The sequence below is a fragment of the Kitasatospora sp. NPDC030952 genome (assembly GCF_055571335.1).
In genome coordinates, this window is sequence record NZ_JBVIFM010000006.1 from 64,381 (window position 1) to 83,052 (window position 18,672).

The 18,672-nt window shown below is 73.1% G+C and carries 19 protein-coding genes; 7 read left to right on the plus strand and 12 right to left on the minus strand.

What is annotated here, in order from left to right:
• Positions 1-11 precede the first annotated feature (11 nt).
• A complete protein-coding gene (locus ACZ47G_RS13900) occupies positions 12-1,268 on the minus strand; it encodes a sensor histidine kinase (RefSeq protein ID WP_465742193.1) in 1,257 nt (418 codons plus the stop codon).
• 203 nt (positions 1,269-1,471) lie between these two features.
• Between ACZ47G_RS13900 and ACZ47G_RS13905 the strand changes: the two genes are divergently transcribed.
• From ACZ47G_RS13905 to ACZ47G_RS13915, 3 genes are read left to right on the plus strand one after another with little or no spacing between them, the layout of a single operon-like run.
• A complete protein-coding gene (locus ACZ47G_RS13905) occupies positions 1,472-2,389 on the plus strand; it encodes an ATP-binding cassette domain-containing protein (protein ID WP_465742195.1) in 918 nt (305 codons plus the stop codon).
• Positions 2,386-3,123, plus strand: coding sequence for a hypothetical protein (locus tag ACZ47G_RS13910; protein WP_465742197.1), 738 nt, complete (start codon positions 2,386-2,388; stop codon positions 3,121-3,123). Before ACZ47G_RS13905 ends, ACZ47G_RS13910 begins: the two co-directional genes overlap by 4 nt.
• A gap of 45 nt (positions 3,124-3,168) precedes the next feature.
• Positions 3,169-3,924 carry a hypothetical protein gene (locus ACZ47G_RS13915; protein WP_465742199.1) on the plus strand — a complete coding sequence of 252 codons (756 nt, stop codon included), beginning with the start codon at positions 3,169-3,171 and terminating at the stop codon, positions 3,922-3,924.
• Between the two features lie 171 nt (positions 3,925-4,095).
• Here the strand turns inward: ACZ47G_RS13915 and ACZ47G_RS13920 are convergent, their stop codons facing one another.
• Positions 4,096-5,235 (minus strand): PucR family transcriptional regulator, encoded by a 1,140-nt coding sequence (locus tag ACZ47G_RS13920; RefSeq protein ID WP_465742201.1) that lies wholly within the window; start codon positions 5,233-5,235, stop codon positions 4,096-4,098.
• An 86-nt stretch (positions 5,236-5,321) separates the two neighbouring features.
• Between ACZ47G_RS13920 and ACZ47G_RS13925 the strand changes: the two genes are divergently transcribed.
• Entirely contained in the window at positions 5,322-6,404 is a 1,083-nt protein-coding gene (locus ACZ47G_RS13925; RefSeq protein WP_465742203.1) for a ferredoxin reductase, read from the plus strand.
• Between the two features lie 6 nt (positions 6,405-6,410).
• Entirely contained in the window at positions 6,411-7,529 is a 1,119-nt protein-coding gene (locus tag ACZ47G_RS13930; RefSeq protein WP_465742205.1) for a fatty acid desaturase family protein, read from the plus strand.
• A 252-nt stretch (positions 7,530-7,781) separates the two neighbouring features.
• Here the strand turns inward: ACZ47G_RS13930 and ACZ47G_RS13935 are convergent, their stop codons facing one another.
• The 5 genes from ACZ47G_RS13935 to ACZ47G_RS13955 form a co-directional block, all read right to left on the minus strand.
• Positions 7,782-9,122, minus strand: coding sequence for an NADH-quinone oxidoreductase subunit D (locus tag ACZ47G_RS13935; protein ID WP_465742207.1), 1,341 nt, complete (start codon positions 9,120-9,122; stop codon positions 7,782-7,784).
• 269 nt (positions 9,123-9,391) lie between these two features.
• Positions 9,392-9,664 carry a hypothetical protein gene (locus ACZ47G_RS13940; RefSeq protein ID WP_465742209.1) on the minus strand — a complete coding sequence of 91 codons (273 nt, stop codon included), beginning with the start codon at positions 9,662-9,664 and terminating at the stop codon, positions 9,392-9,394.
• Between the two features lie 559 nt (positions 9,665-10,223).
• Positions 10,224-11,012 (minus strand): peptidyl-tRNA hydrolase, encoded by a 789-nt coding sequence (locus tag ACZ47G_RS13945; protein WP_465742211.1) that lies wholly within the window; start codon positions 11,010-11,012, stop codon positions 10,224-10,226.
• 94 nt (positions 11,013-11,106) lie between these two features.
• Positions 11,107-11,703, minus strand: a complete 597-nt coding sequence (locus tag ACZ47G_RS13950) for a hypothetical protein (RefSeq protein ID WP_465742213.1) — start codon at positions 11,701-11,703, stop codon at positions 11,107-11,109.
• A 71-nt stretch (positions 11,704-11,774) separates the two neighbouring features.
• Entirely contained in the window at positions 11,775-12,707 is a 933-nt protein-coding gene (locus tag ACZ47G_RS13955; protein ID WP_465742215.1) for a hypothetical protein, read from the minus strand.
• Between the two features lie 125 nt (positions 12,708-12,832).
• On the opposite strand from ACZ47G_RS13955, the gene ACZ47G_RS13960 reads away from it, so the two are divergent.
• Both ACZ47G_RS13960 and ACZ47G_RS13965 read left to right on the plus strand, forming a co-directional pair.
• Positions 12,833-13,204 carry a YbjQ family protein gene (locus ACZ47G_RS13960; protein WP_375890615.1) on the plus strand — a complete coding sequence of 124 codons (372 nt, stop codon included), beginning with the start codon at positions 12,833-12,835 and terminating at the stop codon, positions 13,202-13,204.
• Positions 13,205-13,265: 61 nt separating this feature from the next.
• Complete coding sequence (locus tag ACZ47G_RS13965) at positions 13,266-14,501, plus strand: NAD(P)-binding domain-containing protein (RefSeq protein WP_465742217.1); 1,236 nt, start codon at positions 13,266-13,268, stop codon at positions 14,499-14,501.
• Between the two features lie 32 nt (positions 14,502-14,533).
• Here ACZ47G_RS13965 and paaE read toward each other — a convergent pair whose 3' ends face one another.
• From paaE to paaA, 5 genes are read right to left on the minus strand one after another with little or no spacing between them, the layout of a single operon-like run.
• Positions 14,534-15,661, minus strand: a complete 1,128-nt coding sequence (gene paaE / locus ACZ47G_RS13970; protein WP_465742219.1) for a 1,2-phenylacetyl-CoA epoxidase subunit PaaE — start codon at positions 15,659-15,661, stop codon at positions 14,534-14,536.
• Entirely contained in the window at positions 15,662-16,189 is a 528-nt protein-coding gene (gene paaD, locus ACZ47G_RS13975; protein ID WP_465742221.1) for a 1,2-phenylacetyl-CoA epoxidase subunit PaaD, read from the minus strand.
• Positions 16,190-16,233: 44 nt separating this feature from the next.
• Positions 16,234-17,169, minus strand: a complete 936-nt coding sequence (paaC, locus tag ACZ47G_RS13980) for a 1,2-phenylacetyl-CoA epoxidase subunit PaaC (protein WP_465742223.1) — start codon at positions 17,167-17,169, stop codon at positions 16,234-16,236.
• A complete protein-coding gene (gene paaB, locus ACZ47G_RS13985) occupies positions 17,153-17,446 on the minus strand; it encodes a 1,2-phenylacetyl-CoA epoxidase subunit PaaB (RefSeq protein WP_030234269.1) in 294 nt (97 codons plus the stop codon). The genes paaC and paaB overlap by 17 nt, the downstream gene beginning before the upstream one ends.
• Positions 17,443-18,507 carry a 1,2-phenylacetyl-CoA epoxidase subunit PaaA gene (gene paaA / locus ACZ47G_RS13990; protein ID WP_465742225.1) on the minus strand — a complete coding sequence of 355 codons (1,065 nt, stop codon included), beginning with the start codon at positions 18,505-18,507 and terminating at the stop codon, positions 17,443-17,445. The genes paaB and paaA overlap by 4 nt, the downstream gene beginning before the upstream one ends.
• Between the last annotated feature and the right edge of the window lie 165 nt (positions 18,508-18,672).

Consider the following 18,672-nt stretch of genomic DNA (forward strand, 5'->3'; position numbering starts at 1 on the left):
AAGATCATCTGTCACGAGCCCAAGCGTAGGGGCAGCCGGACGTCGAGCACCCACTCCCCGCTCCCGTCGGCCGCCGCCCCGGCCGTGGCCTCGCCACCGAGCAGCGTGGCGCGCTCGCGGATGCCGCGCAGGCCCTTGCCGCCCTTGCGCCCGCCGCCGCCCTGACGCGGCGCACCCCCGCCACCGCCCTGGCGCGGCGCACCCCCGGCGCCCCCGGCGCCGCCCGCGCCGTGCGGCGCCCGGTTGGCGCAGCGCAGCTCCAACTGCCCTGCCCGGACGGCGATCCGGACCCCGATCGGCTCGCCGGGCGCGTACTTCAGCGCGTTGGTGACGCCCTCCTGGACGATCCGGTAGGACTCGCGGGCGAGCACCCCGGGCAGTGTGCCGGCCGGCACGTCGATCCACGCCTCGACCGGGCTGCCGGCCGCCCGGGCGGTGTCGAACAGCGCGGGCAGTTGCTCGATCCCGGGCCGCTCGGTGGCCGTGCCGTTCTCGCCGGGCGGGGTCTCGCGCAGCAGGACGAGGGTGCGTTCGAGGTCGTCCATGGCCCGGCGCCCGGTCTCCTCGATGACTTCCAGCGCCTTGGCGGCGAACGCCGGGTCCCCGACCTCGCGCGCGGCCCCGGCCTGGAGGACCGTCACCGTCAGTGCGTGGCCGATGGAATCGTGCAGCTCGCGGGCCAACCGGTTGCGCTCCAGCAGCCGTTCGGCCCGCAGCTCGGCCTCCGCCAACCGGTCCGCCGGAGACGGGCCCAGCAGCCTTGTCGCCATGGCGAGTTGGAGGCGTCCGGCGGCCACCACCAGCCAGCCGTACCCGAACAGCGCCACCGGCAGGAGCAGGAGGTAGCTCTGCCCCCGGGGCTCCGCCAGCACATGGCCGCCGGCGTTGACACCGAGTACGGTCGTCATCCCGACCACCGAGCCGAGCGCGACCCGGCCGATCAGCCAGAGCGCGGTGCGCCACCGGTCGGCCCAGCCGCGCGAGGGGTCGGCGGCGATGTCCTGCTCGCGGTCGGGCACCAGCAACAGCCGGGCCTGGATCCCCTCCGCCCGCCGGGCCGCCGGGATGAGGGCGACGAGCATCAGCAGGACGGAGTCCACGGCGACGCTCTCCGCCACGATCCGGGCGGGCGTCAGCCCGTACGTCCCCGGATAGATCAGCAGGACGACGCCCATGAAGATCCATCCGACCAGGAGGTGCAGCAGTCGCGCGTAGGTGGCGCCGGCCAGCAGCGGCGCGAGGATCCTGGGCACGGCGATCTCGGTCACCGCGTCATCCTGCCAGTCCGGCGCCCGTTCGCGGCTCCCGCCCCGGGTCCGGACGCGCTCCCTCCAGGGAGGGAGACGGCTCCACTCCGGTGCGGGATCCGCAGGTGGGGCCCGCTCCGGTCGAATGTGACCGGTCGAACGTGACCATCGGCCGGAAGCGCCGGCAGCAACGCACCACCGAACGACCCGAAGGGAGCGCGGCCGTGATCGAGATCCAGGGCCTGACGAAGGAGTACGAGGGCCGGCGGGTCGTCGACGACCTGTCCTTCGAGGTCCGCCCCGGCCTGGTGACCGGCTTCCTCGGCCCGAACGGCGCGGGCAAGAGCACCACCATGCGTCTGGTCCTCGGCCTGGACCGCCCCACCGCCGGGCACGCCCTGATCGACGGCCGCCCGTACGCCGAACTGGCCGACCCGCTGCGGCAGGTCGGCGCCCTGCTGGACGCCCAGGCCCTGCACGGCGGCCGGACGGCGCGCGGCCACCTGCGCTGGCTCGCCGCGAGCAACGGCCTGCCGGAGCGCCGGGTCGGCGAGGTGCTCGCGCAGGTCGGCCTGGCGGACGCCGCCGGGCAGCGGATCCGGCGCTTCTCGCTGGGCATGCGCCAGCGCCTCGGGGTGGCGGCCGCGTTGCTCGGCGATCCGGTGGCGCTACTGCTGGACGAGCCGGTGAACGGCCTCGACCCCGAGGGCATCCGCTGGATCCGCACCCTGCTGCGCGAACTGGCCGCCGAGGGCCGGGCGGTGCTGGTCTCCTCCCACCTGATGAGCGAAATGGCGCTCACCGCCGACCACTTGGTGGTGATCGGCCGTGGTCGGCTGCTCGCGGACGCCGCCACCTCCGACTTCATCGACCGGCACGGCCGCACCCGGATCCGGGTCCGCGCCGTGGACCCGACCAAACTGGCCGCCCTGTTCGCCGGCCCCGACTACGGCCTCGACGCCACCCAAGTCGACGGCGGCGCCTGGGAGGTGACCGGTGCCGAGCCCGAGCGGATCGCGGCGCTCGCCGCCGCCGCCGGCGTGGTGCTGTACGAGATCGCGGTCCAACAGGACTCGCTGGAGGAGGCGTTCATGCGGATGACCGCCGACAGCGTGGAGTACCGCGCCGAGGCCGCCGCATGAGCGCCCTGTCCTGCGCCCTCCGCGCCGAACGGATCAAGCTCACCACCCTCCGCTCGCTCTGGCTCCCGCCACTGATCGCCGTCCTGCTCACCGCCGGTGTCACCACGGCGGTCGGCGCGGCCCTCGGCGGCAAGGACCGCAACATCACCGACGACCCCGGCGTCGGCGTCTTCTACGGGCTCAACTTCGGCCAGGCCGTCCTGGTCGCGTTCGGAGTCCTGCTGATCGGGCAGGAGTTCAACACCCGGATGATCGACGTCTCGCTCACCGCCGTCCCCCGGCGCGGGCGACTGTACGGCGCCAAACTGGCATTGGGCGCACTGGTCGGCCTCGGCGCCGGCGCGCTCGGCACGGCGGGCGCCTTCGCCGGCTACGCGGCCACCGTCCCCGCCGACTGGCACGGCCCCGCCTTCGCCCGCGCGGCCACGGCCGGGGTGCTCTACCCGGCGCTGCTGGTGGTGTTCTGCCTCGGGGTGACCACCCTGCTCGGCAATCTCACCGCCGCCATGGGCCTGCTGGGCCCGACCGTCTTCCTGCTCTCCCCCCTGCTCGCCGGCGTACCCGGCGCCCGGGACGCGGTCCAGTTCCTGCCCGACCGGGCCGGCCAGTACGCGCTGCACTACACCGACGACCCGCACACCGTGTACGGGCACTGGACCGGGCTTCTGATCATGGCGCTCTGGACGGCTCTGGCCGCGTACGGCGGCCTGCGGGCCCTGAAGCGCGCCAAGTGACCTCGCGCGAAGGAGAGATGAAGAGAGATGAAGGAGAGAGGAGAGATGAGGATGCCCGGCTTCGGCAACGCCCTGCGCGCCGAACGGATCAAGTTCACCACCCTGCCCTCCCAGTGGGCGGCCCCGCTGGTCGCGCTGGTGCTGACCGTCGGCATCACCGCCGCCGTGAACGCCGCCTACGGCGCGAAGGACCACACCCCCGGCGAGGACCCGGCCGGGGGGATCTACTACGGACTGCTGTTCGGCCATGTCGCCCTGGCCTGCCTCGGGATCCTGCTGATCGGCCAGGAGTTCAACACCCGGATGATCGACACCTCGCTCACCGCCGTCCCCGGGCGCGGGCGGCTGTACGGCGCCAAGCTCGCCCTCGGCGCCGGACTGGGCCTGCTGCTGGGCCTGGTCTCGACCGCATGCTCCTTCCTGGTCGTCGGCGCCACCGTCGGCCTGGACCTCTCCACCCCCGGCCTGGCCCGCAGCTTCCTGGCGGGGGTGCTGTACCACCCGCTGATGGTGCTGCTCTGCCTCGGACTGACCGCGATGCTGGGCAACTTCAGCGCGGCCCTCGGACTGCTCACCCCGATGGTGTTCCTCGGCACCACCTGGCTGGCCGCGATCCCCGGTGTCCGCGAAGTCGGCCAGTTCCTGCCCGACCGGGGCGGCCTGTACGCGATGCGCACCCAGACCGAGCCGGGCATCCACTACGGGCACTGGACCGGACTGCTGATCATGGCGCTCTGGACGGCCGCGGCCGTCTACGGCGGGCTACGGGCGATGCGCCGGCACCAGGCCTCGGGCGGGTAGCGGGCGACGGGGGTCGCCGAGCGGGGCGGCCGACAGGTCACGGGTGACAGATGACGACAAACAGATGACAGCGAACAGATTTCGAAATCTGTTCGCTGTCATCTGTTCGCTGTCATCTGTCATCTGTTACCCGTGACCCGCTACCCGTGCCCCGCTACCCGCCAGTACGCGTCAGCCGCCCCGAAGACCCACCGCCAGGGTCAGCTCAAGGACCCGGTGCGGCGATGCGAGATCCGGAAACAGCTCCCGCAGCTGCGACATCCGGTACCGCACTGTTTGAGGATGGACGAACAACGCCGCCGCCACCTCGTCCCGCCTGCCCTGGTACAGCAGCCACGCCCGCAACGTCTCCTCCAGCCGCCGCGCGGTCGTGACCGGCAAGGTCCGCAACGGCGCGAGGGCTCGGGCACGCAGATCTGCGAACGCGTCCACGTCGGCGCTCAGCACCAGCTCGGGCAGGTGCTCCTCGGTGTCGCGAATATCAGGGGAGAGGGAGCGCGCGCGTACCGCTCGTGCGTACGAGGCGGACGCACGAGTCCATGGCCGCGCCGGGCCGACCACGGCGGTGCGGTCGGTCAGCTGCCGCAAGAGGTGTGACCGGTCGGCATCGGGAACGAGCAGCACACCGGTGGCCTCCGGCAGATCGTCGAGGACGAGGGTGCTCGGGTCGAGCGCGCGGTACGCGGGCCGGGCCTGGGCGGCGGGCAGCAGGACCGCGGTCAGCGAAACCGGAGGCTGCCACCCGGCCCGTTGAACCGAGGCCCGCAGCACGTCCGGGCTCGCGCCGGCGAGGAGGTCACGGGCCAGCTGTTCCAGGTGGCGCTCGCGGGCCCAGCCCCGGGCGGCCAGTTCGTCGGCGTGGCCGGCGGCGCTCGCTGCGGAGAGCTCGTCGATGTAGGCGAAGGTCAGCTCGGCGAACTTGGCGACCTCGGCGGCGGGCAGGCCCGCGGGTACGGCACCGGCTGCCAGGCATCGCCAGGCCACCCGGGCGCCGACGCGGTAGGCGCTGAGCAGGGCGTCCATCGAACGGCCGTCGCGCACCTCGCCGCGGCCCAGCTCGTAGGCCGCGTCACCGGCGTCGCCGCCCGTGGCGTTCCCGCTCGCGCGGTCCAGGTAGTGCCCCAGGGCGGTGCGGACGGCTCGGCGGATGGTGCCGCCCATGCGGCCCGAAAGGGCGTTCGCGTAGGGAGGGACCTCGTCGATGATCGCCTGGACGACCTCGTCGGCGGTGGCCGTCAGCGCGGCCCGAAGCGCGGTGACCGTCGTCTCGTCCAGGACCAGCTCGCCGGCCCTCCGGTGTGCATGGCTCACGTTTTGTTCCCTGCGAACAATTCAGCCGACCAGATTTACGTCCTACGGTCAGGACTTTACGCCCTGAGGCGCAGCAAGCTGGAGTCATGACGAGTTCAGCCCTCCGCACCAGGGCGTGGAAACTGCTGGAGATGGTCACGACGCCGCTGCTGCCGTCGGATTACCTCGACCTGGTCAGCCCGCTGCGCGCGGGCGCCGACCTGCGTGGGCGCATCGAGGCCGTGCACCCCGAGACGGGCGACGCCGCGACCATCGTGATCAGGCCGGGACGGGGCTGGCGCGGCCACACGGCCGGTCAGTACGTGCGGATCGGGGTCGACGTCGACGGGAGGCGCCTGTGGCGCGCCTACTCCCTCACCTCACCGACAGACCGCCAGGACGGCCGCGTCACGATCACCGTGAAGGCGGTCCCGGACGGCAAGGTCAGCAACCACCTGGTCCGCAGGGTGACACCGGGCACGCTGGTCCAGCTCGAGCAGCCGGCCGGTGACTTCGTGCTGCCGCAGGCCAAACCCGCCAAGGTGCTCTACCTGACGGCCGGCAGCGGCATCACGCCCGTGATGGGCATGCTGCGCGACGTCGAGTTCGACGACGCCGTCATGGTCCACTGCGCGCCACAACCGCAGGACGTGATCTTCCGCAACGAACTGCACGGCCTGGTCGCGGACAAGAAGCTGCGCCTCACCGAGGTACACACCGACACGGACGGCAGACTCGACATCGCCCGTCTCGGCGAACTCGTGCCCGACTGGGCCGAGCGCGAGACCTGGGCCTGCGGGCCCACGGGTCTGCTCGACGCCGCAGAGGAGCACTGGACCGAGCACGGTGTCCGAGAGCGCCTGCACACCGAACGCTTCCGCCCCCGCATCGTCGTGACCGGCGACGGCAGCGGCGACGACGGCGGAGGCGGCGGAGGCGAGGTCACGTTCAGCGCCACCGGCAAGACCGTCGACGCGGACGGCGCCACACCGTTGCTGGACATCGGCGAGGAGGCCGGCGTGCTCATGCCCTCCGGGTGCCGCATGGGCATCTGCTTCGGCTGCGTCACGCCGCTCAAGGCGGGCGCCGTCCGCGACCTGCGCACCGGCGAGATCACCGAGGCCGAACCGGGCGTCCTCATCCAGACCTGCGTGTCCGCCGCGGCGGGCCCCTGCGACATCGAACGGTAGAAGCACTTGACCGCAATCGACCCCACCGCCCACCTGACCGCGGAGCAGATCGAGGAGCTCGGCCGCGAGCTGGACGCGATCCGCGACGAGGTGATCGCCGGCCGCGGCGAGAAGGACGCCGCCTACATCCGCAAGGTCATCTCGGCACAGCGCAAGCTCGAACTGGCCAGCAGGGGCGTGCTGCTGTTCTCGATCTTCCCGCCCGCGTGGCTGCTCGGCACCGCCGGTCTGTCCGTGGCGAAGATCATGGACAACATGGAGATCGGCCACAACGTCCTGCACGGCCAGTGGGACTGGATGCGGGACCCGAAGATCCACTCCACCACCTGGGAGTGGGATCACGTCTCGCCGTCCGATCAGTGGAAGCACTCGCACAACGAGCTGCACCACACGTACACCAACGTGATCGGCAAGGACAACGACCTCGGCTACGGCATCATGCGCGTGGACGAGGACCAGAAGTGGCACCCGTTCCACCTCGGCCAGCCGCTGTGGAACTTCATCAACGCCTGCTTCTTCGAGTACGGCATCGCGGCGTACGACCTGGAGCTCGGCAAGAACCTGCAGAAGCGCCGCCGCAAGGACCCGGAGTTCCGCGCGCGGGCCAAGGCCGTCGGCCGCAAGATCCGCAAGCAGGTGCTCAAGGACTACGTGATCCACCCGCTGCTGTCGGGCCCGTCGTTCCTCACCACGCTCGCCGCCACGTTCACCGCGAACCTGGTCCGCAACATCTGGACCCACTCGGTGATCATGTGCGGGCACTTTCCCGAGGGCGTACGGGTCTTCGAGCGCCAGTCGATCAAGGGCGAGACGCGCGGCCAGTGGTACCTGCGCCAGATGATGGGCTCGGCGAACATCAGCGGCAGCAGGGCCATGCACTTCATGACCGGCAACCTGTCGCACCAGATCGAACACCACCTGTTCCCGGACCTGCCGAGCAACCGGTACGCCGAAGTCGCGGTGAAGGTGCGCGCGCTGTTCGAGAAGTACGAGCTGGAGTACGTCACCGGGCCGCTGCCCAAGCAGGTGTTCTCCGCGTGGCGCAAGGTCGTCCGGCTCTCGCTGCCGAACAAGAAGCCCAAGGCCAGGACGCCGGACCGCGAACAGGAACTCGTCGCGGCCTGATTCCCCGCCGCCCCGGGCGGGGCGCAGCACGAGAACGCCTCGTGAGGTCGGTGTGGCCGCTGGGCCGCATACGCCCTCACGACCTACGACCTCTTCGGCCTCGACGACCGTGACTGGCACTTCCGGTGGTGCGCGGAACAGCTACGCCGCAACGCCGTGTTCAGCGCCTGAAGCGGGCGGCCGTCACAACCCTCGTGGCCGTTTCGGCGGCCACGGCGCGTCCGAGGTGCGACCGCTCTCACCGGTCCGCTCTCACCGGTCCACGCCTCCCATCACCGGGTCGATGCTGGCCACCGCGACGATGACGTCCGCGACCTGCCCGCCCTCGCACATCGCGGCCATCGTCTGCAGGTTGGTGAACGAGGGGTCGCGGAAGTGCACCCGGTACGGCCGTGTGCCGCCGTCGGAGACGACGTGCACGCCCAGCTCGCCCCTGGCTGACTCGACCGCCACGTAGGCCTGCCCCACCGGGACGCGGAAGCCCTCCGTCACCAGCTTGAAGTGGTGGATCAGCGCCTCCATGGACTCACCCATGATCTTTCGGATGTGGTCGAGCGAGTTGCCCAACCCGTCCGGTCCGACGGCCAGTTGGGCGGGCCAGGCGATCTTCTTGTCGCCCACCATGACCGGGCCGGGGGCCAGCCGGTGCAGGCACTGCTCGACGATCCGCAGCGACTGGCGCATCTCCTCCAGCCGGATCAGGAACCGGCCGTAGGAGTCCGCGGTGTCGGCGGTCGCGACCTCGAACTCGTAGTTCTCGTAGCCGCAGTAGGGATCGGTCTTGCGCAGGTCGTGCGGCAGGCCGGTGGCCCGCAGGATCGGACCGGTGGCTCCGAGCGCCAGGCAGCCGGCCAGGTCCAGGAAGCCGACGTCGACCAGCCGGGCCTTGAAGGCCGGGTTGGCGGTGGCCAGCTTGTCGTACTCCGGCAGCCGCGAGCGCAGCACCTTGACCGCCGCGCGGATCTGGTCCACCGCCCCTGGAGGCAGGTCCTGCACCAGGCCGCCCGGCCGGACGTAGCCGTGGTTCATGCGCAGGCCCGTCACCAGCTCGAAGACGTCGAGGATGACCTCGCGGTCACGGAACCCGTAGACCATCAGTGTGGTGGAGCCGATCTCCATCCCGCCGGCGGCCAACGCCACCAGGTGCGAGGAGATCCGGTTGAGCTCCATCATCAGCACCCGGATCACGCTCGCCCGCTCCGGGACCTCCTCAGTGATGCCGAGCAGCTTCTCCACCGCCAGACAGTAGGCGGTCTCGTTGAACAGCGGAGTCAGGTAGTCCATCCGGGTCACGAAGGTCGTGCCCTGCACCCAGTTGCGGAACTCCATGTTCTTCTCGATGCCGGTGTGCAGGTAGCCGATGCCGCAGCGGGCCTCCTTCACCGTCTCGCCGTCGATCTCCAGGACCAGGCGCAGAACGCCGTGAGTGGACGGGTGCTGCGGCCCCATGTTGACGATGATCCGCTCGTCGTCCGCCCGTTCCCGTCGCTGCTCGGCGTCGGCGACCTCGTCCCAGTCACCGCCGGTGACGGTGTAGACGCGGCCCTCGGTCGTGTCCCGCGCTCCTGCCGACTCGTGCTCGCTGCCGCTCATCAGCCGTATGACCTCCGCTCGGGCCGCCGGTCACGTCCCGGTGCCGGTGTGGCGGCGCGATCGGGCACGACGGCCCGCAGCCCTTCTCGGCCGGCCGGCCCTCGCTCCAGCCACCGGCACGACTTGGCGAGTTGGGCCGCTCCGGTGACTCGGGCCGCTCCAGTCCAGGATCACGCACATCTACGGCGGGCGCCTGCGTGCCGGTTGCCGTCCCCTCACCTCGTTCTGCCGGCCGGGGCGGGATCGGCATCGGCCGCGGGCCCGGTGCTTCACGTTTCCTCGGGCTGCGAGGGGCTGCCGTACTCTTCGAGCACGTCGAGCACGGTCCGTAGGTCCAGCTCGGTGTCCGCGCTGCCGGGGCCATCGGCCCTGGCGGACGCGAACCGGCCGTCCGGGGAGAATTCCACCCGCAGCGTCCAGTCGAGCAGTGAGAACCGCATCGTCTCGTCCTGCTCGCGCACGACCTGCCAGCCGTAGAGGCGGGCGGTCGCGCCGAGGTAGTGGGCGTCATGGCTCACCGGTGAAGGCTCGGGTTCCGTCATGGCCAGATGCTCGCGTGGCCGGCGCCTTGGCGCCAGCCGGCATGCCGCAGGCGGTAGTGGGCTCGCCGGGGCATCGCCCCGTGCTGACCTGCCGCCGCGGGGCGCCCGCTCTACCGTGAGGATGTGGGCGGCGGCCAGGCGCCCCCGGGCTTCGACGCTTCTGCGGACGTGACCCGGCCGAACCCGTCGCCGCCGTCACGGCGGACACGGTCCCGCGAAAGGAGTACGCGGATGGGCACACCTCCGAACGATCCGGTACCGCCCAACCCGACACCGGCGCCCGGCCCCGGTGGGCCGGAGCCTGGCCCCCTGCCCGGCCCGGTCCCCGCGCCGGGTGGCCCCGACCCGGTACCGCCCGCCCCGCCGCAGCCCGAGCCCGATCCGCAGCCGTCGCCGGCGCCCCCACCGGAACCGGGCCCCCGCCCCGGTCCGCTGCCGGGCCCCGTACCGGCACCCGAACCGATCACCTGACCCGGCGCGCCTCAGAGGAGGCGGTCAGGCCGACGACACCGCCACCCTGAAACGGACCTGGGGCCCGCAACGGGTCAGAGTGGTGCGTTCACGTGCGCCGGAGGCGCGGGGTGGGGCAGTAGCGCGTGCCGCCTTCGACCGCGACAGTCGGCCCGGGGGCGATCTCCGTGAATCCCGCGTCCCGCACCACCGGCAGCCCGCTGCGGACCAGTTCCTCCCACACCTCCGGCGCCGCCGTGCGAACCGCGAGCGCGAACCCCGACTCCGCCCACTCCTTGCGCTGCGCCCCGTCCAACCGCCACCAGGCGAGCTGCGCCGCGTGCCCGGTCTGGGCCATGGTCTTGCCGGCGCTCATCTCCAGCTCCGGGTTGAGCCACAGCACCGGCAGCCCAGGCTCGGGCGCGCCGACCTCGGCGGTCTCCGCCAGGTCCGTCCCGGAGACCTGCAACTTGGCGAGTTCCTTCGGCCAGCCGTCCAGCGGGATCGGCGGGAACACCCGCACCTCCGCCTCCCGGCCCCGCACCGTGATGCCCGGCAGCTCCTCGGCCCGGCGCCACTCCCCGCCCCGGGCCCGTCGGACCACCTTGCGGATCCGGGCGTCCTCCCAGGCCGCGACCCGCTCCGCCCACTCGCCGTCCACGTCGGTCACCCGGGGGTCGGCGAGCAGCGTCAGCACCGCCCGCGCCGAGGTCTCCAGCGCGTCCGTCCGCCCCGGTGGGGTGGCCTTCTCCAGCCGGACGACCAGCGGCAGCACGTACTGCGGTCGCGCGTCGCGGTCCTCGGGGCCGGGAACGTGCTCCGGACCGGGAACGTCGTCGGAGGCCCGAACGTCATCGGGGGCGGGAACGGGGGCCGGGGCATCGAACGGAGAAGTCACCCGTCCAGGATGCCAGCCCCACCCCCACCGCCCCGGCCCACCCCCGGCAGCCCCCTACGGCCCCCACCCGTACCGCGCCGACCCGGCCACCCGCTCAGCGCAGCCGCTGCCGCAGCTCCTCCACCGCCGCCCGGATCCCCGCGCTGTACGCGTCCTCCGGCAGCGCGTCCAGGCTCCGCACCGCCCGTTCGAGCTGCTCGCGCGCCAGGTCGGGCTCCCCGAGCTTGAGGTGGTCGGAGGCCAGGTTGAGGTGCAGCGAGGGGTAGAAGGCCCGGACCTGGAGGGCGGACTCGTAGGTCGCGGCCCGCTCGACGGTCAGCGAGTCGGCCGCCGCGAGGGCCCGCCGGTCCCACTCCAGTTCGGCCCGGGGGTCGTCCTGCAGATCGGCCAGATAGTGCGCCAGGACGCAGCGGTGGAAGACGTCCCGCTCGCCCAGCTCCTCCCACAGGGCCTCGAAGCTGGTCCGCGCCTCGGCGGTCCGCCCGAGCTGCGCCGCCCGTACGCCGTCCAGCCCGAGCGCGATCCGCCCCAGCGCCGACTCGTCCCCCGTCGCCCCCGCGCCGCCCAGTCCCGGACCGCCCGACCCCGGACCACCCGACCCCGGACCACCCGACCCCGGACCACCCGACCCCGGACCACCCGACCCCGAATCCCCCGTGGGCACACCGCGCACACCAGACACATCGGACATGTCGGCAGCCTAGCCGCCCGCCCCCGACCGACGCCTGCCCAGCGCCCGCCCAGCGCCCGCCCGGCGCCCGCTCAGCGCCGGTAGCCGCGCTGCGGGTCCCGCTCCTCCGCGTCCTCGTACATCAGGAACCACCCCTCGGGGTGCGTCGCGGTCAGCAGCAGTTCGGTGCGCTGCTCCGCGCCGAGTTCCGGGTCCCCGTCGTCCGGCCCGTACACGCCGAACAGTTCGTCGTGGCAGCCGTCCCAGTCGTAGTCGTAGAGGTCGGCCGGCAGGTCGCCCATCATGTCGGCCACCGATTCGGGCTGGGAGCCCAGCAGGGTCCGGGCGTCCACCAGGGCCATCCGCAGCGCGATTTCCTCGGCCAGGCAGCGCGGCAGCGGCCATTCGCCGAGCGCGAGGTCGTCGGCGAGGTCGTCGAAGGTCCGGGCCATGGTGCGCCGCCAGCCGCGGTGCAGCCGCCAGGTGCGCTGGGGCAGCCGGGCGAAGACCGTCCAGTCGACGTCCTCGCCGTCGACGACCGGGTCGTCCCCGTGTTCGTCGAGGTCGTCGTAGGCGGCGTCGGCCAGGCCGAGCAGCTGGGCGTGCAGCAGGCAGGCGGTGCGCGGGGTGAGGGTCCAGTCCGCGCCCGCGCCGCCGTCCTCCTCCTCGCCGCCGTCCAGCGGGAAGAGTTCGGCGAAGTCCGGGGTGAAGTCCTCGGTGACGCTGATCTCCAGCGTGCCGCCGATCGCCTCGACCCCGGGGATCGCGGCCACCAGCCGGTCGGGGTGCAGCAGTGCGCCGAGGGCCGCGTTGGCGTCCTCGGCCACCTCGCGCAGCAGTTCACGGCGCTGGCCCGCCGGGTCGATGCCCTCGAAGTCCAGTTCCTCGACGGCCCTGATCGCGGCCGCGCGCAGCGCCGGCCAGTCGGTGATCCGCAGGCCCAGCACCACCGTCGCCTCGATCTCCGGCGCGTCGGAGTACTCCGCCGCGCCCGGCCCCTGCGGATGATCGCTTCGCTCGCCCATGGGGCTACGGTACGGCCTTTCGGCCGCCCGATCACCGGTCTGAACCAGCTTCCGGAGACCCATCTCGGCCACCTCCCCGCCGCGCCTCTGTCACTCGGACGCACGACACCGGCAGGATGACCCCCATGGCTGACATCAACGAGTACGGCGGCGGGCAGGGCCCGAACGCCGACGTCATGGTCGTGACCACCAATGACATCCCCGGTTTCCGGGTCGATCACGTGATCGGCGAGGTCTTCGGACTGACCGTGCGCAGCCGCCACATCGGCAGCCAGATCGGCGCCGGGCTGAAGTCGCTGATCGGCGGCGAGCTGCGCGGTCTGACGAAGACGCTGGTGGAGAGCCGCAACGAGGCGATGCAACGCCTGATCGAGCAGACCAAGGCGCGCGGCGGCAACGCCGTCCTGATGATGCGCTTCGACGTGACGGAGGCGGCGGACGTCGGCACCGAGGTCTGCGCGTACGGCACCGCCGCGGTGATCTCCCCGATCGGCTGACCACCCGGCCCGGCCCGGCCCGCCGCGGGAACAGTCACCGACCGTCCGATGTTTCACCGGCGTGACTGTTTACGGTGCAACCAACGCGGCCGGTCCGCGACTCGTGGACGTCCTGGTGGTGGGCGCCGGACAGGCCGGACTGTCCGCCGCCTACCACCTCGGCCGCCGCGGCTTCGCCCGCTACCGGGAGGGAGTCGACGGCGGCTTCGTCGTCCTCGACGCCAACGCCACCCCCGGCGGTGCCTGGGCGCACCGCTCGCCGTCCCTGCGGATGGCCACCGTGCACGGCTTCCACGACCTCCCGGACGCCGAACTCCCGGCACCCGACCCGCAGGCCCGCGCGCGGGACGTGGTGCCGGGGTACTTCACGGCGTACGAGACCCGGCACGCGCTCCCCGTCGTACGCCCGGTCGCGGTCCGCGCGGTGCGCGCCGAGTCCGAGCGCCCCGACTCCCGACTGCTGGTCGAGACCGACCACGGCACCTGGTCCACCCGGGCGCTGATCAACGCCACCGGCACCTGGACCCGCCCCTTCCTCCCCCACTACCCGGGCCACTTCGCGGGCCGCCAACTGCACTACGCCGAGTACCGCGGCCCCGAGGAGTTCGCGGGCCGGCGCGTCCTGGTGGTGGGCGGCGGTGCCTCGGCGGTCCAGGTGCTCTCGGAGGTCGCCGCGGTCGGCGAGACGGTCTGGGTCACCCGCTCCGAGCCCGTCTACCACGAGGGCCCGTTCACCCCCGAGTACGGTCGCGCGGTGGTCGCCAAGGTGGAGGAGCGGGTCCGCCTGGGGCTGCCGGTGCGCAGCGTGGTGAGCGTGACCGGCCTCGGCCCCTCGGTCGCCTACCGCCGGGCCGAGGAACTGGGCGCGCTGAAGCGCCGGCCGATGTTCGACCGGCTCACCGAGCACGGCGTCGCCTGGGGCGACGAGGAGCTGGCGGTCGACGCGATCGTCTGGGCGACCGGCTTCCGCCCCGAGGTGGGCCACCTCGCCCCGCTCGGCCTGCGCTCCCCCGGCGGCGGGATCGCCCTCACCGGCACCCGCGCCACCGCCGACCCGCGGGTCCACCTGGTCGGCTACGGCCCGTCGGCCAGCACCATCGGGGCCAACCGGGCCGGCCGCGCCGCCGTCAACGACCTGGTCGGATTCCTCGGGGACCCGGCCGGCGACACCGAGCCCACCCGTGTCGCCGCCACCGTCCCCGGCCACGTCCCCGCCACCGTCCCCGGCCACATCCCCGCCGCCGTCCCCGGCCACGTCCCCGCCGCCGTCCCCGGCCACATCCCCGCCGCCGTCTGAACCAGCGGATCGGCCGGCCGAACCAGCGGGGATCAGCGGTCGTAGTCGACGGTGACCCGGTCGGTGACCGGCCGGGCCTGGCAGGTGAGGACGTACCCGGCCGCCAGCTCCTTCTCCTCCAGCGCGAAGTTGCGGCGCATCTCCACCTCGCCCTCGGTGACCAGCGCCCGGCAGGTGCCGCAGACCCCGCCCTTGCAGGCGAACGGCAGGTCGGGGCGGGAGCGCTGGGCGCCGTCCAGGATCGAGCGGTCGCGCGGGAGGGCGAGGGTGCTGCCGCGCCCGTCGAGGACGACGGTGACCTCGCTGCGCTCGCCGGTCGTACCCGAGCCCTCCGCGCCGTCCGCGCCGTCCCAGTCCTCGTCGCGCTCGGCGAGCGGCTCGTCCTCGGCGTGGAACAGCTCCTGGTGCACCCGCTCGCCGGGCACCGCCAGCTCGGCGAGCAGTTCCTTCGCCCCGGCGACCATGCCGAACGGGCCGCACAGCCACCAGTGCCCGACCCCGCCGACGTCCACCAGCGCCGTCAGCAGCGCCCGGACCCGCTCCGGGTCCAGCCGGCCGCTGAGCAGTTCGGCGTCCCTGGTCTCCCGGGAGAGCACGTGGACCAGCTGGAAGCGGCCGAGGTAGCGGTCCTTCAGGTCGGCCAGCTCGTCCGCGAACATCACGGTGTCGGAGCGCCGGTTGCCGTAGAGCAGGGTGACGGTGGAGCGGCGGTCGGCGGCCAGCACGGAGGCGGCGATCGACAGCATCGGGGTGATGCCGGAGCCGGCCGCGAGCAGCACGTGGTCGGCGGGCTCGCCGAGTTCGGGGCTGAACAGGCCGGACGGCGTCAGCACCTCGACCTCCTCGCCGGGCCGGGCCTCGCGCACCAGCCAGCGCGAGAACAGTCCGCCGGGCACCTCGCGGACGGCGATCCGCAGCGGCCCGCCGACCGGGGCGCAGATCGAGTACGAGCGGCGCTCGTCGGCGCCGTCCACCAGCTTGCGCAGGGTCAGGGTCTGCCCGGGCCGGAACGCGTACTCGGCCGCCAGGTCGTCCGGCACCGCGAAGGTCACCGCCACGGCGTCCTCGCAGAGCCGCTCCACCCGGTCGATCCGCAGCCGGTGGAAGGTCGGACGGCGGGCCGGGCGGACGGGGTCCGACACTGGGGTCGCGGCGGGCATTCAGATCTCCTTGACGCGTTCGAACGGCTCGCGGCAGGCGCGGCAGCGCCAGAGCGCCTTGCAGGCGGTGGAGCCGAAGCGGGACAGCTCCTCCGTCTCGGTGCCGCCGCACTGCGGGCAGGGCACGGGGGCCGCGGCACCGGTGCGGGTGGGGCCCAGCAGGAGCGGGACCGGCCCGGCGGCGGGCGCCAGGGCCGAGGTGGGGCGCGGCGGGGCGATGCCCGCCGCGGCGAGCTTGCGGCGGCCCTCGGCGGTGATCAGGTCGGTGGACCAGGGCGGGTCCAGCCGCAGCCGCACCCGGACGTCCGGGTACCCGGCGGCGCGCAGCCGGCGGTCGACATCGGCGGCCATCTCGGCGACGGCCGGGCAGCCCGAGTAGGTCGGGGTCAGCCAGGCGGTCACCGTGCCGCTGCCGTCGTCCACCTCGACCCCGGCCAGCACGCCCAGGTCGGCCAGGGTGAGCATCGGCAGCTCCGGGTCCGGGACGGCCGCGGCGACCTCCCAGGCCGGTTCGCGGACGGTGGCCACGGTGGCTGCGGTAGCTGCGGTAGCTGCGGTGGCCGCGGTGGCCGTCACCACGTCGCCCCCGGGTGCGCGCGGGCCACCGCCTGCAGTTCGGCGAGCAGCGGGCCGAGCTCCTCGGTGTGCACCCCGTCGCGACCGGCCCGGCCCAGCACGGTGGCCAGCGGCGGGACGTCCGGCACGGTCAGCCCCGCCTCGGCGAGGACGGCGGCGAGCTCGCGCAGCACCGGTTCGCGCAGCCGCGCCGGGTCGACGCCGGCCCGCAGCTCCACCGGGTGCGCGGTGAACAGCTCCTCCAGCAGCGGCCAGACCGCGTCCAGCCCCGCCTGCATCCGCTCCGCCGAGTACGGCGTGCCGTCGCCGAGCCGCAGCGTCCAGGCGGTGGCGTACTCGCGGTGGTACGCCAGCTCCTTGACGCCCCGGGCCGCGACCGCGGCCAGCACCGGGTCCGGGTGCGCGCTCAGCGCCTCGTACAGCGCGCCGCGGGCGGTGGCGAACAGCAGCAGCCGGGCGACCGAGTACGCGAAGTCGCCGTTCGGGGTCTCCACCAGGCGGACGTTGCGGAACTCGTGCTCCTCCCGCCAGTACGCCAGGTCGTCCTCGGTGCGGCCCGAGCCGTCCGCCTGACCGGCCCGGGTGAGCAGCAGCCGGGCCTGGCCGAGCAGGTCGAGGCCGAGGTTGGCGAGCGCCACCTCCTCCTCCAGCTCGGGCGCCCGGGTGCACCACTCGATCAGCCGCTGGGCGAGCACCAGGGCGTCGTCGCCGAGCATCTGGCAGTAGGCGGCGAGGTCCGGGCCGGCCAGGCCGGCGGGCAGGGCGGTGTCCACGCCGAGCAGCGGGTCGGCGAAGCCGGTCCCGTAGGCCCAGCGGCCCTCGCCCTCGGGGCCGGGGGTGGCCCCGGCGAGGCTGAGGTAGACGTGGTCGTCCTCGGTGGCGGACGCGGTGTGGTCGTGCACGGTGGCTCCCCCGTCAGATGTGCGGGACATCCTCGGGGATGTCGTAGAAGGTCGGGTGGCGGTAGACCTTGTCACCGCTGGGCTCGAAGAACGGGTCGCGCTCGTCCGGGGTGGAGGCGGTGATCGCGTCCGAGCGGACCACCCAGAGGCTGACGCCCTCGTTGCGGCGGGTGTACAGGTCGCGGGCGGCGAGCAGGGCCATCCGGTCGTCGGAGGCGTGCAGCGAGCCCACGTGGACGTGGTTCAGGCCGCGCCGCGGGCGCACGAACACCTCGTACAGCGGCCAGCCGGCCTTGGACTCGGTCACTTTCCGTTCTCCTGTTCGGGGGTCTGCCGCTCAGCGGCTCCGGCTGCGACTGCGGCTGCGGCTGGCGCTGTCGTTTCGACTACGACCGCGGGTCCCGCAGCGGCTCCGGCTTCGGCGGCGCGCTTGGCCGCGTAGGCGACGGCCGCCTCGCGGACCCAGGCGCCCTCGTCGTGGGCGGCCCGGCGGCGGTCGATCCGCTGGGCGTTGCACGGGCCCTGGCCGTGGATGACCCTGGTCAGCTCGGACCAGTCCGGCTCGCCGAAGTCCCAACCGCCGCGCCCCTCGTTCCAGCGCAGCTCGGGGTCGGGGAGGGTGACACCCAGGTGCTCGGCCTGCGGCACGGTCATGTCGACGAAGCGCTGCCGGAGCTCGTCGTTGGTGTGGCGCTTGATCCGCCAGGCCATCGAGCGGGCGGTGTTCGGCGAGTCGGCGTCCGGCGGGCCGAACATCATCAGCGACGGCCACCACCAGCGGTCCACCGCGTCCTGGACCATCCGGCGCTGGCCGTCGGTGCCGCGCATCAGGGTCATCAGGAGCTCGTAGCCCTGGCGCTGGTGGAAGGACTCCTCCTTGCAGATCCGCACCATCGCCCGGGCGTACGGACCGTAGCTGCAGCGGCAGAGCGGGACCTGGTTGCAGATCGCGGCGCCGTCCACCAGCCAGCCGATCACGCCGACGTCGGCGAAGGTCAGGGTGGGGTAGTTGAAGATCGAGGAGTACTTCTGGCGGCCGCTGATCAGCTTCTCGGTCAGCTCGGCGCGGTCGACGCCGAGGGTCTCGGCGGCGGCGTAGAGGTAGAGGCCGTGCCCCGCCTCGTCCTGGGCCTTGGCGAGCAGGATGGCCTTGCGGCGCAGCGAGGGGGCCCGGGTGAGCCAGTTGCCCTCGGGCTGCATGCCGATGATCTCGGAGTGGGCGTGCTGGGCGATCTGGCGGATCAGGGTGGCCCGGTAGGCGTCGGGCATCCAGTCCCTGGGCTCGATCCGCTGCTCGGCGGCGATCACCGCGTCGAACCGGTCCTCCGGCGTCTGCGCGGGGACAGCCTCGGCCACCTCTGCTCTCACCACGGTCACCTCTCACGTCAACACCACCGACCGACCGACTGACCGTTCGGTCGGTACCATTCTGCGTGGCGAGGTGGAGGGATGGCAAGGGATGGGCGAGGGAGCCGGAAACGGATAACAGCTGACAGAATCTGAATTCTGTCAGCTGTTATCCGTCATCTGTGA

Coding starts and splice junctions, on each gene's coding strand:
- ACZ47G_RS13910 (WP_465742197.1), top strand. CDS start 2,386: ATGAGCGCCCTGTCCTGCGCCCTCCGCGCCGAACGGATCAAGCTCACC.
- ACZ47G_RS13915 (WP_465742199.1), top strand. CDS start 3,169: ATGAGGATGCCCGGCTTCGGCAACGCCCTGCGCGCCGAACGGATCAAG.
- ACZ47G_RS13925 (WP_465742203.1), top strand. CDS start 5,322: ATGACGAGTTCAGCCCTCCGCACCAGGGCGTGGAAACTGCTGGAGATG.
- ACZ47G_RS13935 (WP_465742207.1), bottom strand. CDS start 9,122: ATGAGCGGCAGCGAGCACGAGTCGGCAGGAGCGCGGGACACGACCGAG.
- ACZ47G_RS13940 (WP_465742209.1), bottom strand. CDS start 9,664: ATGACGGAACCCGAGCCTTCACCGGTGAGCCATGACGCCCACTACCTC.
- ACZ47G_RS13950 (WP_465742213.1), bottom strand. CDS start 11,703: ATGTCCGATGTGTCTGGTGTGCGCGGTGTGCCCACGGGGGATTCGGGG.
- ACZ47G_RS13955 (WP_465742215.1), bottom strand. CDS start 12,707: ATGGGCGAGCGAAGCGATCATCCGCAGGGGCCGGGCGCGGCGGAGTAC.
- ACZ47G_RS13960 (WP_375890615.1), top strand. CDS start 12,833: ATGGCTGACATCAACGAGTACGGCGGCGGGCAGGGCCCGAACGCCGAC.
- paaE (WP_465742219.1), bottom strand. CDS start 15,661: ATGCCCGCCGCGACCCCAGTGTCGGACCCCGTCCGCCCGGCCCGCCGT.
- paaC (WP_465742223.1), bottom strand. CDS start 17,169: ATGTCCCGCACATCTGACGGGGGAGCCACCGTGCACGACCACACCGCG.